Here is a 15,305-nt window from a genome sequence, read left to right on the forward strand (position 1 = left end):
GCCCCCTCGCCCACCGCAGGATGGGGTCCTGACGGGGTCGGATCCCTTTGCCACAGGCAAAGGACTCTGACCCCAGCACGACGTAGCGGGTCAGAGCCCTTTCCGCTGGAAAGGGATCCGACCCGCAAACGTTATTCTTCCTCTTCCGGCACGTCCTGCGGGTTCAACGTCTTGCTTGCCCGCTTCGGCGCGGTGAACGGCGTCGGCGTCGGCACGCCCTGGCCTGAATTGCCGAACACCATCTTGGCGCCGGCATTCAAGCCACCACCGGCGATCTCCAGCTCGAAACGCTCGGCATCGCGACGACGGATCTGCTCGGCAATCTCCACCGCGTCGTCCTCATCCGCGCCCAGCTCCACCAGCGCGGCCTGGCCGAACAGCACCGCCGATTCAAACGTCTCGCGGATCTGGAAATCGACACCGGCATGGATCAGCCGCAGCGAATGCTCGCGGTCGAACGAGCGCACCATCAGCTTGGCCTGCGGGAACTCGTGCGACACCAGTTCGACGATGCGGTCGGCGGCCTCGGCCTTGTCCACGCACACCGCAATCGCACGCGCGGTGGCCGCGCCCGAGGCATGAAGCACGTCCAGTCGCGTACCGTCGCCGTAGTAGATCTTGAAACCGAAGCGCGCGGCGCTCTGGATCATCTCCACGTCGTTGTCGATGATGGTCACGTCCACGTCGCGCGCCAGCAGCGACTGGCTGGCGACCTGGCCGAAGCGGCCGAAGCCGATCAGCAGCACACTACCGGACAGGCCCTCGGCCTCGTCCACGCCGTCCATGTTCACCGTCGGCTTCGGCGCGATGCGCTTGTAGACCAGCACCACCAGCGGGGTCAACGCCATCGACAACACCACCACCGCGGTGAAGTTGGCATTGATCTCCAGGTTGATCACGCCGGCTGAGGCGGCAGCGGAGAACAGCACGAAGGCGAACTCGCCACCCTGCGCCATCAGCACGCCGCGATCCAGCGCCTGCGCGTGGTCACTGCCCATGATGCGCGCGACCACGTAGATGCACAGCGCCTTGGCCACCATCAGCGCCAGCACCAGGCCGAGGATCAGCTGCCAGTTGCCAGCCACCACGCCCAGGTCCAGCGCCATGCCCACGCTGAGGAAGAACAGGCCCAGCAGGATGCCGCGGAACGGTTCGATGTCCGCCTCGATCTGGTGGCGGAAGGTCGACTCGCTCAGAAGCACGCCCGCGAGGAACGCGCCCATCGCCATCGACAGGCCGGACAGCTGCATCAGCAGCGCCGCGCCCAGCACCACCAGCAGCGCGGCGGCGGTCATCACCTCGCGCGCCTTCGATTCGGCCAGCACGCGGAACAGCGGATTGAGCAGGAAGCGGCCGACCAGCACCAGGCCGACGATGGCGCCGACGCCGATCGCTACCGACAGCCAGCGCGAGCCCTCGCCGTCGGCACTGCCCGCGCTCGGGCCCATCCACGCCACCAGCGCCAGCAGCGGCACGATCAGCAGGTCTTCGAACAGCAGGATGGAGACGATCTTCTGCCCCGACGGCAGCGCGATGTCACCGCGCTCGGCCAGCAGCTGCATCACCACTGCGGTGGATGTGAGCACAAAGCCGGTGGCACCGATGAAGGCCACCTGCCACGGCAACCCGAACAGCTTGGCGATGCTGGTCAGCACCAGCGCACAGGTGACGATCTGCAGCGTGCCCAGCCCGAAGATTTCCTTGCGCAGGCTCCACAGGTGCGAGGGCCGCATCTCCAGGCCGATCACGAACAGGAACATCACCACGCCGAGCTCGGCGGTATGCAGGATCGCCTGCGGGTCGGAGAACCAGCCCAGCCCGAACGGTCCGATCGCCAGGCCAGCGGCGAAGTAGCCCAGCACCGAGCCCAGGCCGGCGCGACGGAACAAAGGCACCATCACCACCGCCGCGCCCAACAGGGCGACGACCTTGACCAGCTCGCTGGTCGCTGCTTCTACCGCCATGCGGTGTGTTCCCCAAGATCCAGAATCGCGTTCAACAATAGAGCAATGCCGATGACGGCAATAGCACGCATGTTGCGCCGGATTGTCTTGGAGATGGAACGATACCGGGAGTGACCCCCAGCATCATCCCGAAACCATGCATCCGCGTCGGTGGGTGCTAACCTTGGTTGGCACAACCACAACCTGTAGAGCCGAGCCCACGCTCGGCTGCTCTTCGTGCCGAGGCCAGAAGCAGCCGAGCATGGGCTCGGCTCTACAGTAGATCCACGCCATGCGTGGATGAATCCCCGGCCAGGTTCCCCGCCGTGGATCCACGCCATGCGTGGATGACGCCCGGCCGGGTTCACCCACCCCGGCAGAACGCGGCGTAATCGATATATCCCGGAAACGGCACGCCCGGCGCGCACACCGGGCACTGCGGGTCCGGCCGGATGCCGGTCTCACGGAAGCGCATGCCCAGCGCGTCGAAGCGCAGCAGGCGGCCAACCAGCGGCTCACCGATGCCCAGCAGCAGCTTCAGCACCTCGGTCGCCTGCAGCACGCCGGCCAGGCCGGGCAGCACGCCCAGCACACCCGCCTCGGAACAGTTCGGCGCGAACTCCGGCGGCGGCGGCTCGGGGAACAGGCAGCGGTAGCACGGCGCCACGCCGCGCTGGCGGCCAGCGTCAAACACGCTTACCTGGCCGTCAAAGCGCTCGATGGCGGCATACACCAGCGGCGTGGCGTGCTTGATGCAGGCGTCGTTGAGCAGGTAGCGCAGCGGGAAGTTGTCCGACCCATCCAGCACTACGTCCACGCCCTCCAGCAGCGCATCCACGTTCTCGGAAGTGACCCGCTCAGGCACCGCCTCGACGTCGATCGACGGGTTCAACGCCAGCAGCCGCTCGCGCGCCGAATCGACCTTGAACTGGCCGACGCTGGCTTCGGTATGCACGATCTGGCGGTGCAGGTTGCTGCGCTCCACGCGGTCGTGGTCGGCGAAGCGCAGGTGCCCTACCCCGGCGGCGGCCAGGTAGAACCCAGCCGGTGCGCCCAGCCCACCCGCGCCCAGCACCAGCACGCGCGACTGCTGCAGCCGGCGCTGGCCGGCCTCGCCCACCTGCGGCAGCAGCAGGTGGCGCGAATAGCGATCAAAGAAGTCACGGTCGGCAGCACTGGCCAGCGGCTGCACCAGCGGCAGCGACTGCTCGCGCCAGGCCACGGTGCCGCCCGTCACGGAAGCCACGTGGGTGTAGCCGGCCTCCAGCAGGAACTGCGCGGCGTCGGTCGAGCGCTTGCCGCTCTGGCAGATCAGCAGGATCTCCTGGTCGTGCCGCGGCAGGTGTGCGGCCGGGTCGGCCTGCAGCTCGCCCTTGGCCACGCCGCGCGCGCCCTCGGCCATGCCGCCGGCCCGTTCGTGTGCCTCGCGCACATCGATCAGCACCGCGCCATGGGCCAGGCGCTCGCGTGCCTGCGCGGGGGAAATCTCTTGGATGCTCATGGCGGCATTATCGCGCACGTGGCGGCAGGCCGCCTTGACCAGCATCTGTAGAGCCGAGCCTATGCTCGGCTCTACGGGTCCACCGCAGGCCTGCGGTAGCGCCCGCCCTGCACCCGGGGTCAGATCCCTTTTCCGGAGGAAATGGGATCTGACCCGATTCTCCGCAACGAAAAAGGCGGCCCTGCGGCCGCCTTCTCGTGAATCACTTGCCCTTGACGTGCTTCATCAAGCGCCGCTTGGCCTTGACCTGCCGCTCGGTGAGGACGTTCTTCTTGCCCTCGTACGGGTTGGTACCCTCGCGGAAGATGAAGCTCACCGGCGTGCCTATCAGTTTGAAGCGCTTGCGGAAGAAGTTCTCCAGGTAGCGCTTGTACGACTCCTGCAGCTCCTTCAGGCGGGTGCCGTGCACGATGAAGGTCGGCGGGTTGGAACCGGCCGGGTGCACGTAGCGCAGCTTGGAGACGTGGCCGCGGATGGTCGGCGGCGGGTTGGTCTCGTAGGCCACTTCCAGCGCCTTGTTCACTTCGCTGGTGGTGAAGGTCTTGTTCGCCGATTCGTGCGCGCGGTGCACCGCGCGGAACAGCTCACGCAGGCCCGAACCATGCTTGGCCGAGATGCGCACCGACTCGGCCCACGGCACGAAGCCCAGCTTCAGCGACAGCATGGTTTCGGCCTGCTCACGCTGGTACTCGGTCAGGCCATCCCACTTGTTGATGGCGATCACCAGTGCGCGGCCGGCGTCGAGCACGGCACCGAGCACGGTGGCGTCCTGGTCGGTCACGCCTTCGGTGGCGTCGAGCATCAGCACGGCCACCTGGCACTGCTCGATCGACTGCATGGTCTTGACCACCGAGAACTTCTCGACGACCTCGTCCACGCGCGACCGACGGCGCAGGCCGGCGGTATCGATCAGGCGGTACTCGCGGCCATCACGCTCCAGGTCCACCGCGATCGAGTCGCGGGTGGTGCCCGGCACGTCCGAGGCGATCATGCGCTCCTCGCCGAGGATGCGGTTGACCAGGGTCGACTTGCCCACGTTCGGGCGGCCGACGAAGGCGATGCGGATGCGGTTCGGATCGTTGTCCAGCTCTTCGCCGCTGCCTTCTTCCGGCAGGCGCTGGATCACTTCGTCCAGCAGGTCGTCCAGGCCCTGGCGATGCGCGGCCGACACGGTCAGCATCTCGCCGAAGCCGTAGCGGGCGAACTCCGAACGCACGGTGTCCTCGTCTGTGCCGTCGATCTTGTTGATCAGCAGCAGCGTCGGGCGCGACAGCTTGCGCAGCCAGGCCAGGATCTCGTCGTCCATCGCCGAGGTGCCCTCACGGGCGTCGACCACGAACAGGATCAGGTCGGCTTCCGCTGCAGCGGCGCGGGCCTGGCGGGTGGTAGCCCCTGCCAGACCCTCTTCCTCTTCCGCGATACCGCCGGTGTCGACGACGAGGAAATGATTGTCCTCGTCCAGCCGGCAGACACCGTAGTTGCGGTCGCGGGTGACGCCGGGCTGGTCATGGACCAGCGCGTCACGGGTGCGGGTAAGCGCATTGAAAATAGTCGACTTGCCGACATTCGGCCGTCCAACCAGGGCGACCAAAGGCAGCATCGCGATTACTCCAATTTTTAATTTGCCAACCGGAAGGCGGTCAGCTTGCCATCAACGTTCTGCACCAGCAGCACCCCGTCTGCGACGACCGGCTGGGCCAGCAGGGCGTCGCCGCCACTTTTTGCCCGTGCCGCCATCGCACCATCGGACGCCTGCAACCAGTGCACGTATCCCTTGTAGTCGCCGACCACCACGTAGTCGCCGTGCAGCGCCGGGCCGGTCAGCGAACGACGGGCCAGCGCGGTCTGCGACCACATGGCCGCGCCGCTGGCCTTGTCCAGGCCGAACACGCCGCCCTTGTTGTCGGTGACGAACACGTTGCCCGACGACACCGCCACACCACCGGCACCGCCATGGTCGCGCGCCCACAGCGGGCGACCGGTCGGGCCTTCGATGGCCATGGTCTGGTTCTTGAAGCTGCTCACATAGAGGGTGTTGCCCTCCAGCACCGGCGCGCCGTCGACGTCGGCCATGCGCTCCAGCTCGGTGCGGCCTTCGCCGTTGCCGAGGTTCTGTTCCCACAGCGTGCGGCCATCCTGCTGGGCCAGAGCGGCAACCGCGCCCTCGTCCTTGCCGATGAACAGCACGCCCGGGCCGGTCACCACCGGCGCGTTGCCACGCACGGTCAGCGCCGGCAGCTCGCTCGGGTTGAACCACTTCTGCGTGCCGTTGCCGGCATCGAAGCCGGTAACGCGGCCGTCGTTGCTGCGCACGTAGACCATGCCCTGGGCAACGGCCGGCGCGGCGATGACTTCACCCGGAACACGGGCGCGCCACTTCTCGCTGCCATCGTTGATATCCAGCGCGATGACCTGGCCATCCAGCGTGCCGATCACGACCAGGTTCTCACCGACACCCGGGCCGCCGGACAGGCGCAGCTTGGCCTTCTTCTTTTCCTTCTTCGGCTCCCAGGTCCAGACCTTCTTGCCGGTCTGCAGGTCGATGGCGTGCACGCCACCGGTGATCGCGGCAGCAAACACGTGGCCGTTGGCGACCGCCGGGCCCTGGCGCACGCCGATGCGGCGCTCGCCCTTGCCGAGGTTGACCGACCAGGCCTTGCTGATCTTCACGGTCGGCTCGAACTTGACCAGCTCAGCCGGTTCCTGTGCCTTCTTCGCGGCCGCGTCCTTGCCGGCGAACCAGCCCTTCATGGTGCTGCAGCCGGTCAGGGCCATGCCCATCAGGAGCACGGTGGCGACGCGGGTGATCATGACCTTCTGACTCATCAAACCGACTCCGCAGGGGCGGCGACGGTGCCGCCGGCGTCCATAACCTTGGTTTCCAGCAGGCGCCGCTGCGGCGCTGCCACGTCCAGCGTCTTCAGCGCCTTCTCGTACTGTGCACGGGCGTCATCGCGCTTGCCCTGCGCCATCAGCGCATCGCCATGGATTTCCAGGCTGCTGCTGTCGGTCGCGCTGCCCAGCAGCTTGATGGCCTCGTCGCTCTTGCCGGTGGCCACCAGCAGGCGGGCCACACGCTGGTCGACCACGCGCTGCAGGTCACCTTCGACCTTCACATTGCGCAGGGTCGCCAGTGCCTCTTCATTCTTGCCGGCGTCGACCTGGGCCTTGGCCAGCTGCAGCGCCGCGAGGTCGCCGTAGATGCTGGACGGGCCGGCTTCGAGCGCCTTGACCGCCTTGGCGGCGTCGTCAAGCTTGTTCTGCTGCAGGCCCTGCAGGGCCTTCTGGTACTCGACATTGGCCGAGGCCAGCTTGCCGCCCTGATCCTTCTGGTACCACTGCCAGCCAGCAATGGCACCGATGGCGATGACTACGCCACCGAGGATGCTGGCGCCATTCTTCCGCAGCCAGCTGCGGACGCGTTCACTTTGTTCGTGCTCGTCGAGCAGATCGTCGATCGCCATGCGTACTCTCGCCCCGCCCGTCGGGAGGGACCATTGGGATTATCGAAGGTGGTGAAACCGCGCCTCAGTGCGAAACCGGGACAACGGAGCCTTCAGAGGATACCTGAAAGCGTGCCACGTTGGCTCGCTGGTAGGGGGTCAGATCGACGATAGCGCCGTTCTGCTGAACCTGGACCGCCGAGGCGTTGCCCAGGGTCACCCGGGTCACCTGGCCCGGCGTGAAGCTGCGGGTCTCGCCGGACCTGATCAGCGCCTTCTCGACGGTGCTGCCGTCCGGACCCCCGATGTCGACCCAGCTGTCGCCGCTGAACTGCATTTCCAGCGCGTTGCCGGCAGCCGCCGGAGCCGGCGCCGGGCGCGGCACCGGGGCCAGCGAGGCCACGTACGGGGTGGCCGCCGGCTTGCTGGCCGGGGCGGTGGCCGCTTCGGCCGGCGCGACAGCCTCGGCACCGGCCGTGGACGGGGTGACCGGCACGGCGGCCGGGATCACATCCAGCGAGGCGGTGCTCGGCGACGGGGTCGCGCTGCCGTCGAAGTGGCCACGGGTGGCGAACCACACCGGCACCGCCAGCACGGCGGTGATGCCGACATACAGCACGCGCCGGCCGAGGTTCTCGGCGATGCGGCGCGCACGCGGGGTATGGGTATGGCTGACCAGGGTGGGCGGAACCACCGGGCCGACCTGGGCCTGTTCCAGCAGCTGGCCGACATCCACGTCGAGCAGGCGCGCATAGCTGCGCAGCTGGCCACGCACGAACACCGGCGCCCCCAGCTTCTGCCATTGTTCCTCTTCCAGCGACTTGACCACCTGGACCGGCATGCGCAGGCGCGAGCCGACATCTTCGAGGGTCAGTCCGGCCGCTTCGCGGGCCTGGCGCAGGCGGGTGCCGCAGCCGGCCGCAGTCTCGAGAGCGCTCACAGTCTGGTCATCAATCACAATGCATCAACCCTGGAGTTAGGAGCCCGCGTCCTGCGGAAATTCCTGTCGAATCCGCTGCAGATAACGATCAGATGCCGCCCGATCGCCCAGCTTCACTTCGATTTGAGACGCAAGTTGTAACACGGAACGCGTTGCGGGTGCAGCCGCAATCCTACGTTCGGCGAAGGCCCGGGCCTCCATGTAGCGGCCCTGGCGGTAGCTCAGCTGGGCCATCGACTCCAGCGCGACCGGGTTGGCCGGGGCCGCCACGAGCGCCGCACGCAGGTCGCGTTCGGCACGTTCAAGCTGGCCCGCATCCAGTGCGCAGCTGCCGGCATTGGCCTGGGCTTCGCCCGGGGTGGCATAACCCGGCGCCTGCAACGCGCGGTCGAACCAGACCAGCGATTCGGCCGGCTGGCCCTGCTGGCACAGCCAGGCACCGTAGTTGTTGAGCACGTCGCCGCGCTGCGGCGCCAGCTCGGCGGCCTTGCGGAAGTTCTCGCCGGCTTGGCGGGTGCGGCCACGACGGTCATCGATGCCGGCCTGGAGCACCAGCGCATCGGGCGCCTCGGGCGCCAGCTTCAGTGCTTCGCGCACCTTGCGCTCGGCGGCATCGAGATTGCCGACCTGCATGTCGCGGGTCGCCAGCGTCAACAGGTCGCGCCAGCGCACTTCGCGCCGCACGCTTTCCGGGTCACCCACCGAATAGACCGGCGCCTGGCTCGGACCGAGCTTGGCCTTGGGATGGGATTTGCAGCCGCCGACCGCAACGGCCAGCACGCCTGCGAGAAGCGCCAGCCAGAGGCGGTCAGGCCGCGGCATCGCTCCCCTTCCCCGCCTGCAGCGTCTTGTTGAACTCCGCCTGGCGGCGGGTGCGGTCCATCACCTGGCCCTTGAGCTGGCCACAGGCGGCGTCGATGTCGTCGCCACGGGTGCGGCGGACCATGGTCAGCACGTTGCTGTCGAGCAGGATCTTCTGGAAGGCGCGGATGTGCGCTTCTTCCGAACGCTCGTAGCGGGTGCCCGGGAACGGATTGAAGGGAATCAGGTTGACCTTGCCCGAATCCTTGGCCTGCACCGCGTTGTCGAACTGGCGCATCAGGCGGGCCAATTCGCGGGCATGCTCGGGCTTGTCGTTGATGCCCTTCATCAGGGTGTATTCGAAGGTGACCGATTCGCGGCGCTTGTTGGCGCGCAGGTAGCGTGCGCACGAGGCCATCAGCTCGGCGATCGGGTACTTCTTGTTGAGCGGCACCAGGGTTTCGCGCAGCGCATCGTTCGGCGCATGCAGCGACACCGCCAGCGAGACGTCGCTCTCGGCGGACAAGCGGTCGATCTGCGGCACCAGGCCGGAGGTCGACAGGGTCACGCGCTTGTTGGCCAGGCCGTAGCCCAGATCGTCGCGCATCACGCTCATGGCGCGCACGACGTTGTCGAAATTCATCAGCGGCTCGCCCATGCCCATCATCACCACGTTGGTGAGGCGGCGCATCTGGTGCGGCACGTTGCCCAGGTGGCGCGCGGCAACCCACACCTGGCCGATGATCTCGGCGGTGGTCAGGTTGCGGTTGAAGCCCTGGGTGGCGGTGGAGCAGAACGTGCAGTTCAGGCCGCAACCGACCTGCGAGGACACGCACAGCGTGCCGCGGGTCTTGTCCGGGATGTACACGGTCTCGATGGCGTTCTTGCCATCCACGCCCATCGCCAGCAGCCACTTGTGGGTGCCGTCGGCGGAGGGCTTGTCGAACACGATGTTCGGAACCAGCACCTCGGCATGGGCCTGCAGCTTGGCGCGCAGGACCTTGCCGAGGTCGGTCATTTCATCGAAATCGGTGACGTAGCGATGGTGGATCCACTTCATCACCTGATGGGCACGGAACTTCTTCTCGCCGAGAACCTCGACGAAGAACTTCTCCAGGCCCGCGCGATCGAGGTCGAGCAGGTTCTGCTTGCCAGCCGTGGGTGCCGACTTCGGCAGCGGCTGGATGGCGGGGGACTGTACGACCTCGTTCACGGCATTACTCTCAGCGCGAAACGACTTCGGTGGCGGCGAAGAAGTAGGCGATTTCAATCGCGGCATTCTCGACCGAGTCCGAGCCGTGGGCGGCGTTGGCATCGATGGATTCGGCGAAGTCGGCGCGGATGGTGCCCGGCGCGGCTTCCTTCGGGTTGGTGGCGCCCAGCAGGTCGCGGTGGGCCAGGACGGCGTTCTCGCCTTCCAGGGCCTGGATCATCACCGGGCCGGAGATCATGAACTCGACCAGCGCGTTGAAGAACGGACGCTCGCGGTGCACGGCGTAGAAGCCTTCGGCTTCACGGCGCGACAGCTGCTTGTACTTGGCGGCCACGACCTTCAGGCCGGCCTTCTCGAAGCGGGCGTAGATTTCGCCGATGACGTTCTTGGCAACGGCGTCCGGCTTGATGATCGAAAGGGTGCGCTCCAGCGCCATGGGATGTCTCCAATGGAATCGGGCCGCTGATGGCCCGAAGGGTAACATGAAAAAAACCCGCGTCGGGACGCGGGCTTAGCCTGATAAACGTAGGCGAATTGTAAAAGATAAAGCGCTGGCATGGTAGTGCCGGTCGCCGGCCGGCAAACCCGCATGGCAGGGGTCAGATCCCCACAGGGGCTCTGACCCCATTCCGGGCCCAGTGTCGGGGTCGGAGCCCCTGCGGGGATCCGACCCCTACCCCATTCACCCACCTGAGTGAAATCTGACCGGACCGGCCGATTTTGCTGCACTGCAAAATGCCATACGCTACCGTCTGGTCCTAGTATCAAACAATCGTTTGATTAAGGTCCGCCCGCCGATGGCCAAACCCGCCCACTTCTCGACCAAGGACCGCATTCTCGGCGCGGCCGAGGAGCTGTTCGCACAGCACGGCTTCGCCGGCACTTCGCTGCGCCAGGTGACCAGCCAGGCCGACGTCAACATCGCAGCGGTCAACTACCACTTCGGCTCCAAGGAGAACCTGGTCAACGAGGTGTTCCGCCGCCGCATGGACGAGATGACCGGCGCCCGCCTGTCGCAGCTCGAACGCGCCCGCAGCGAACACCCCGGGCAGCTGCGCCCGGTGCTGGCCGCCTTCGTCGAGCCGGCATTGGCGCTGGCCCAGGACCGCCAGAACGGCGGTGCCTTCGTACGCGTGATCGCCCGCGCCTACGCCGAGAAGAACGACAACCTGCGCAAGTTCCTGTCCGACCACTACGGCCACGTGCTGCGTGCGTTCGGCAAGGCCATCGGCGAGTGCGTGCCCGACCTGAGCAAGGAAGAGCTGTACTGGCGCCTGGATTTCCTGGCCGGCTCGCTCACCTATGCCATGGCCGACTTCGGGCTGATCAAGCGTCCCGCCGGTGTCACTGAAGCGGCGCATCGTGCCCATGCCGCCCACGAACTGATCCATTTCGCCGAAGCCGGGTTCCGCGCCGCCGCTCGCGCCAGCGCCCTGCCCGCTTCCCTTTGATTCCACCCAGTAACTGCTGACCAACAAAGGCCCTACACCATGTCCAATTCCCTGCTAGTCCGCCGCGCCGCCGTGCTGGGTGCCGGCGTCATGGGTGCCCAGATCGCTGCCCACCTCACCAACGCTGGCGTCGACACCGTGCTGTTCGACCTGCCCGCCAAGGAGGGTCCGGCAGACGGCATCGTGCTGAAGGCGATCGCCAACCTGGGCAAGCTGAGCCCGGCACCGCTGGCCAGCAAGTCGCTGGCCGAAGCCATCACTCCGGCCAACTACGAGTCCGGCCTGGAGCAGCTGAAGGACTGCGACCTGATCATCGAGGCCATCGCCGAGCGCATGGACTGGAAGCAGGACCTGTACAAGAAGATCGCGCCGTTCGTGGCCGACCACGCGGTGCTGGCCTCCAACACCTCGGGCCTGGGCATCAACAAGCTGGCCGACGTGCTGCCCGAGCAGCTGCGCCACCGCTTCTGCGGCGTGCACTTCTTCAACCCGCCGCGCTACATGCACCTGGCCGAGCTGATCCCGGCCACCACCACCGACGCCGCCGTGCTGGAAGGCCTGGAAGAGTTCCTGGTCACCACCCTGGGCAAGGGCGTGGTGTACGCCAAGGACACCCCGAACTTCATCGGCAACCGCATCGGCGTGTTCTCGATCCTGTCCACCATCCACCACACCCAGCAGTTCGGCCTGGGCTTCGATGAAGTGGACGGCCTGACCGGTCCGCTGGTCGGCCGCCCGAAGTCGGCCACCTACCGCACCTCCGACGTGGTCGGCCTGGACACCATGGCCCACGTCATCAAGACCATGGGCGACACCCTGCCGAATGACCCGTGGCATGAATTCTTCAAGTCGCCGAAGTGGCTGGACGCGCTGATTTCCAAGGGCGCGCTGGGCCAGAAGACCGGTGCCGGCATCTTCCGCAAGGTCGGCAAGGACATTGTGGTGCTGGACCTGGAGAAGCAGGACTACCGTCCGGCCGATCGCGCTGCCGCGCCGGAAGTGGTCGAGATCCTGAAGATCAGGAACCCGGCCGAGAAGTTCGCCAAGTTGCGCGAGAGCCAGCACCCGCAGGCGCAGTTCCTGTGGGCGACCTTCCGCGACCTGTTCCACTACAGCGCCTACCACCTGGCCGACATCGCCGAGACCGCGCGCGACGTCGACCTGGCCATCCGCTGGGGCTACGGCTGGTCGCTGGGCCCGTTCGAGACCTGGCAGGCCGCCGGCTGGAAGCAGGTGGCGCAGTGGATCGCCGATGACATCGTCGCCGGCAAGAGCATGAGCAACGCGCCGCTGCCGGACTGGGTGTTCGATGGCCGCGACGGCGTGCATGCCGCCGAAGGCAGCTACAGCCCGTCGCGCAACGCCAAGCTGCCGCGCTCGTCGCTGCCGGTGTACCAGCGCCAGCGCTTCCCCGATCCGCTGCTGGGCGAGACGTTCGCGCCGGGCGAGACCGTGTTCGAGAACGACGGCCTGCGCATGTGGCACGACGGTGATGGCATCGCCGTGGTCAGCTTCAAGACCAAGATGAACACCGTGTCCGACCAGGTGCTGGACGGCCTGCAGGAATGCGTGAGCCGCGCCGAGAAGGACTTCCAGGGCCTGGTGATCTGGCAGCAGAAGGAACCCTTCTCCGCCGGTGCCGACCTGGCCGGTGCCCTCGGCCTGCTGCAGGCCGGCAAGGTCGACCAGTTCGAAGAAATGGTTGCCAACTTCCAGCGCACCAGCCAGCGCATCAAGTACTCGCTGGTGCCAGTGGTGGCTGCCGTGCGCGGCCTGGCCCTGGGTGGCGGCTGCGAGTTCCAGATGCACAGCGCCAAGACCGTGGCCTTCCTGGAAAGCTACATCGGCCTGGTCGAGGCCGGCGTCGGCCTGCTGCCGGCCGGTGGTGGCCTGAAGGAACTGGCCGTGCGCGCCTCGCAGGCCGCAGGCCCGGGCGGCGACGTGTTCGCCGAACTGAAGAAGACCTTCGAGACCGTGGCGATGGCCAAGGTGTCCAACTCGGCGGTCAACGCCAAGGAACTGGGCCTGCTGCGCAGCACCGACAAGGTGGTGTTCAACAGCTACGAGGCCCTGCACATCGCCAAGGCCGAAGCACGCGCCCTGGCCGAAGCGGGTTACCGCCCGCCGCTGCCGGCACGCCGCATCCAGGTGGCCGGTGACGTGGGTATCGCCACCTTCAAGATGATGCTGGTCAACATGCTGGAAGGCCGCTTCATCAGCCCGTACGACTACGAGATCGCCGAGCGCATCGCTACCGTGCTGTGCGGTGGCAAGGTCGACCGCGGCACCCTGGTCGACGAAGAGTGGCTGCTGACCCTGGAGCGCAAGCACTTCGTCGAACTGGCCCAGCAGGAAAAGACCCAGGCCCGCATCGCGCACATGCTGAAGACCGGCAAGCCGCTGCGTAACTGATCGCCCATCCCTGCTTCCGGTGGGTGCCGACCGTTGGTCGGCACTCCGGCTAAAAAATTCAAGAGATCACTGCAATGACCAAGCAAATCCAGGACGCCTACATCGTCGCCGCCACCCGTACCCCGGTTGGCAAGGCGCCCAAGGGCATGTTCCGCAACACCCGCCCCGACGACATGCTTGCGCACGTGCTGCGCAGCGTCGTCGCCCAGGCCCCGGGCGTGGACGTCAACCGCATCGATGACGCCATCATCGGTTGCGCCATGCCGGAAGCCGAGCAGGGCATGAACGTGGCCCGCATCGGCGTGCTGCTGGCCGGCCTGCCGAACACCATCGCCGCACAGACCGTGAACCGCTTCTGCTCCTCCGGCCTGCAGGCCGTGGCGCAGGCCGCCGACGCGATCCGCCTGGGCAACGCCGACCTGATGCTGGCCGGCGGCACCGAGTCGATGTCGATGGTGCCGATGATGGGCAACAAGATCGCCATGGCGCCGAGCGTGTTCGACAACGACCACGTTGCCATCGCCTACGGCATGGGCATCACCGCCGAGAAGGTCGCCGAAGAGTGGAAGGTCTCGCGCGAAGACCAGGACGCCTTTGCCCTGGCCTCGCACCAGAAGGCCATGGCCGCGATCCAGAACGGCGAGTTCAAGGACGAGATCAGCCCGTACGAGATCGTCTCGCACCTGCCTGACCTGGCCGACGGCCAGCGCATCATCACCCGCAACAAGATCGCCGACACCGACGAAGGCCCCCGCCCGGACTCCTCGGCCGAAGGCCTGGCCAAGCTGCGCCCGGTGTTCCGCAACGGCCAGTTCGGCGGCACCGTCACCGCCGGCAACTCGTCGCAGATGAGCGACGGCGCCGGCGCCGTGCTGCTGGCCTCGGAGCAGGCGATCAAGGATTACGGCCTGACCCCGCTGGCCCGTTTCGTCAGCTTCTCGGTGGCCGGCGTGCGCCCGGAAGTGATGGGCATCGGCCCGATCGCCGCGATCCCGAAGGCACTGAAGCAGGCCGGCCTGACCCAGGACCAGCTGGACTGGATCGAGCTCAACGAAGCCTTCGCCGCGCAGTCGCTGGCGGTGATCCGTGACTGCGGCCTGGACCCGGCCAAGGTCAACCCGCTGGGCGGCGCGATTGCCCTGGGCCACCCGCTGGGTGCGACCGGCGCGATCCGTACCGCAACCCTGCTGCACGGCCTGCGTCGTCGCCAGCAGAAGTACGGCATGGTGACGATGTGCATCGGCACCGGCATGGGTGCGGCGGGTATTTTCGAGGCGCTGTAAGGTTCAAGGCGTTGCCTCGTTGGGCTTCATGGCGTGGGTCGGGTTGGCAGGGCTGCCCGGGACACGCCGTGAACCCTTCCATGGGGGCTCGATGGCGCCATCCATGGCGCCAACGGTCCCGGGCAGCCCTGCCAACCCGGCCCTTCCAGCCTCCCCGCGGCGGAGGGATGAGCAAAGGCAGGGTCAAAGGCTGGGGTCAGATCCCTTTGCTGCGCAAAGGGATCTGACCCCAACCCACGAAAAAAGGCAGCCAGTGGCTGCCTTTTTGCTTTTGCTTCTGCCTTTGATTCCGCCCTTCCCGTCCGCGCCACACGGAAA

General features: G+C 66.9%; 12 protein-coding genes. 3 read left to right on the forward strand and 9 right to left on the reverse strand.

Annotated elements, in window-relative coordinates; genetic code table 11:
* Positions 1-131 precede the first annotated feature (131 nt).
* From AC5P8F_RS11220 to ndk, 9 genes are all read right to left on the reverse strand, one after another.
* Complete coding sequence (locus tag AC5P8F_RS11220; RefSeq protein ID WP_046430199.1) at positions 132-1,964, reverse strand: monovalent cation:proton antiporter-2 (CPA2) family protein; 1,833 nt, start codon at positions 1,962-1,964, stop codon at positions 132-134.
* Between the two features lie 343 nt (positions 1,965-2,307).
* The gene (gene moeB / locus AC5P8F_RS11225; RefSeq protein WP_495228203.1) at positions 2,308-3,444 is read right to left on the reverse strand and encodes a molybdopterin-synthase adenylyltransferase MoeB; all 1,137 of its coding nucleotides are present in this window, start codon (positions 3,442-3,444) and stop codon (positions 2,308-2,310) included.
* Between the two features lie 202 nt (positions 3,445-3,646).
* A complete protein-coding gene (der, locus tag AC5P8F_RS11230) occupies positions 3,647-5,044 on the reverse strand; it encodes a ribosome biogenesis GTPase Der (RefSeq protein WP_014646861.1) in 1,398 nt (465 codons plus the stop codon).
* 17 nt (positions 5,045-5,061) lie between these two features.
* Positions 5,062-6,270, reverse strand: a complete 1,209-nt coding sequence (gene bamB, locus AC5P8F_RS11235; RefSeq protein WP_495228205.1) for an outer membrane protein assembly factor BamB — start codon at positions 6,268-6,270, stop codon at positions 5,062-5,064.
* On the reverse strand, positions 6,270-6,908 hold the full coding sequence (locus AC5P8F_RS11240; protein WP_032960761.1) for a YfgM family protein: 639 nt from the start codon (positions 6,906-6,908) through the stop codon (positions 6,270-6,272). Before AC5P8F_RS11240 ends, bamB begins: the two co-directional genes overlap by 1 nt.
* Before the next feature lie 64 nt (positions 6,909-6,972).
* Positions 6,973-7,845: a RodZ domain-containing protein gene (locus tag AC5P8F_RS11245; protein ID WP_032960759.1), complete on the reverse strand. Its 873-nt coding sequence runs from the start codon at positions 7,843-7,845 to the stop codon at positions 6,973-6,975.
* 18 nt (positions 7,846-7,863) lie between these two features.
* The gene (gene pilW, locus AC5P8F_RS11250) at positions 7,864-8,649 is read right to left on the reverse strand and encodes a type IV pilus biogenesis/stability protein PilW (RefSeq protein ID WP_041863329.1); all 786 of its coding nucleotides are present in this window, start codon (positions 8,647-8,649) and stop codon (positions 7,864-7,866) included.
* Positions 8,636-9,841, reverse strand: coding sequence for a dual-specificity RNA methyltransferase RlmN (rlmN, locus tag AC5P8F_RS11255; protein ID WP_005409296.1), 1,206 nt, complete (start codon positions 9,839-9,841; stop codon positions 8,636-8,638). Before rlmN ends, pilW begins: the two co-directional genes overlap by 14 nt.
* Before the next feature lie 10 nt (positions 9,842-9,851).
* The gene (gene ndk / locus AC5P8F_RS11260; RefSeq protein WP_005409295.1) at positions 9,852-10,277 is read right to left on the reverse strand and encodes a nucleoside-diphosphate kinase; all 426 of its coding nucleotides are present in this window, start codon (positions 10,275-10,277) and stop codon (positions 9,852-9,854) included.
* 361 nt (positions 10,278-10,638) lie between these two features.
* Between ndk and AC5P8F_RS11265 the strand changes: the two genes are divergently transcribed.
* The 3 genes from AC5P8F_RS11265 (at position 10,639) to AC5P8F_RS11275 (ending at position 14,987) form a co-directional block, all read left to right on the forward strand.
* On the forward strand, positions 10,639-11,292 hold the full coding sequence (locus AC5P8F_RS11265; RefSeq protein WP_014646856.1) for a TetR/AcrR family transcriptional regulator: 654 nt from the start codon (positions 10,639-10,641) through the stop codon (positions 11,290-11,292).
* Between the two features lie 39 nt (positions 11,293-11,331).
* Entirely contained in the window at positions 11,332-13,704 is a 2,373-nt protein-coding gene (locus tag AC5P8F_RS11270; protein ID WP_049440713.1) for a 3-hydroxyacyl-CoA dehydrogenase/enoyl-CoA hydratase family protein, read from the forward strand.
* Between the two features lie 74 nt (positions 13,705-13,778).
* Positions 13,779-14,987: an acetyl-CoA C-acyltransferase gene (locus tag AC5P8F_RS11275; RefSeq protein ID WP_019661304.1), complete on the forward strand. Its 1,209-nt coding sequence runs from the start codon at positions 13,779-13,781 to the stop codon at positions 14,985-14,987.
* Positions 14,988-15,305 lie beyond the last annotated feature (318 nt).

The sequence above is a fragment of the Stenotrophomonas sp. YJH_SMC_69 genome (assembly GCF_059370495.1).

Bases quoted from the DNA above. Each gene is read 5' to 3' on its own strand.
- AC5P8F_RS11220 (WP_046430199.1), bottom strand. From the start codon at position 1,964: ATGGCGGTAGAAGCAGCGACCAGCGAGCTGGTCAAGGTCGTCGCCCTG.
- moeB (WP_495228203.1), bottom strand. From the start codon at position 3,444: ATGAGCATCCAAGAGATTTCCCCCGCGCAGGCACGCGAGCGCCTGGCC.
- der (WP_014646861.1), bottom strand. From the start codon at position 5,044: ATGCTGCCTTTGGTCGCCCTGGTTGGACGGCCGAATGTCGGCAAGTCG.
- bamB (WP_495228205.1), bottom strand. From the start codon at position 6,270: ATGAGTCAGAAGGTCATGATCACCCGCGTCGCCACCGTGCTCCTGATG.
- AC5P8F_RS11240 (WP_032960761.1), bottom strand. From the start codon at position 6,908: ATGGCGATCGACGATCTGCTCGACGAGCACGAACAAAGTGAACGCGTC.
- pilW (WP_041863329.1), bottom strand. From the start codon at position 8,649: ATGCCGCGGCCTGACCGCCTCTGGCTGGCGCTTCTCGCAGGCGTGCTG.
- ndk (WP_005409295.1), bottom strand. From the start codon at position 10,277: ATGGCGCTGGAGCGCACCCTTTCGATCATCAAGCCGGACGCCGTTGCC.
- AC5P8F_RS11265 (WP_014646856.1), top strand. From the start codon at position 10,639: ATGGCCAAACCCGCCCACTTCTCGACCAAGGACCGCATTCTCGGCGCG.
- AC5P8F_RS11270 (WP_049440713.1), top strand. From the start codon at position 11,332: ATGTCCAATTCCCTGCTAGTCCGCCGCGCCGCCGTGCTGGGTGCCGGC.
- AC5P8F_RS11275 (WP_019661304.1), top strand. From the start codon at position 13,779: ATGACCAAGCAAATCCAGGACGCCTACATCGTCGCCGCCACCCGTACC.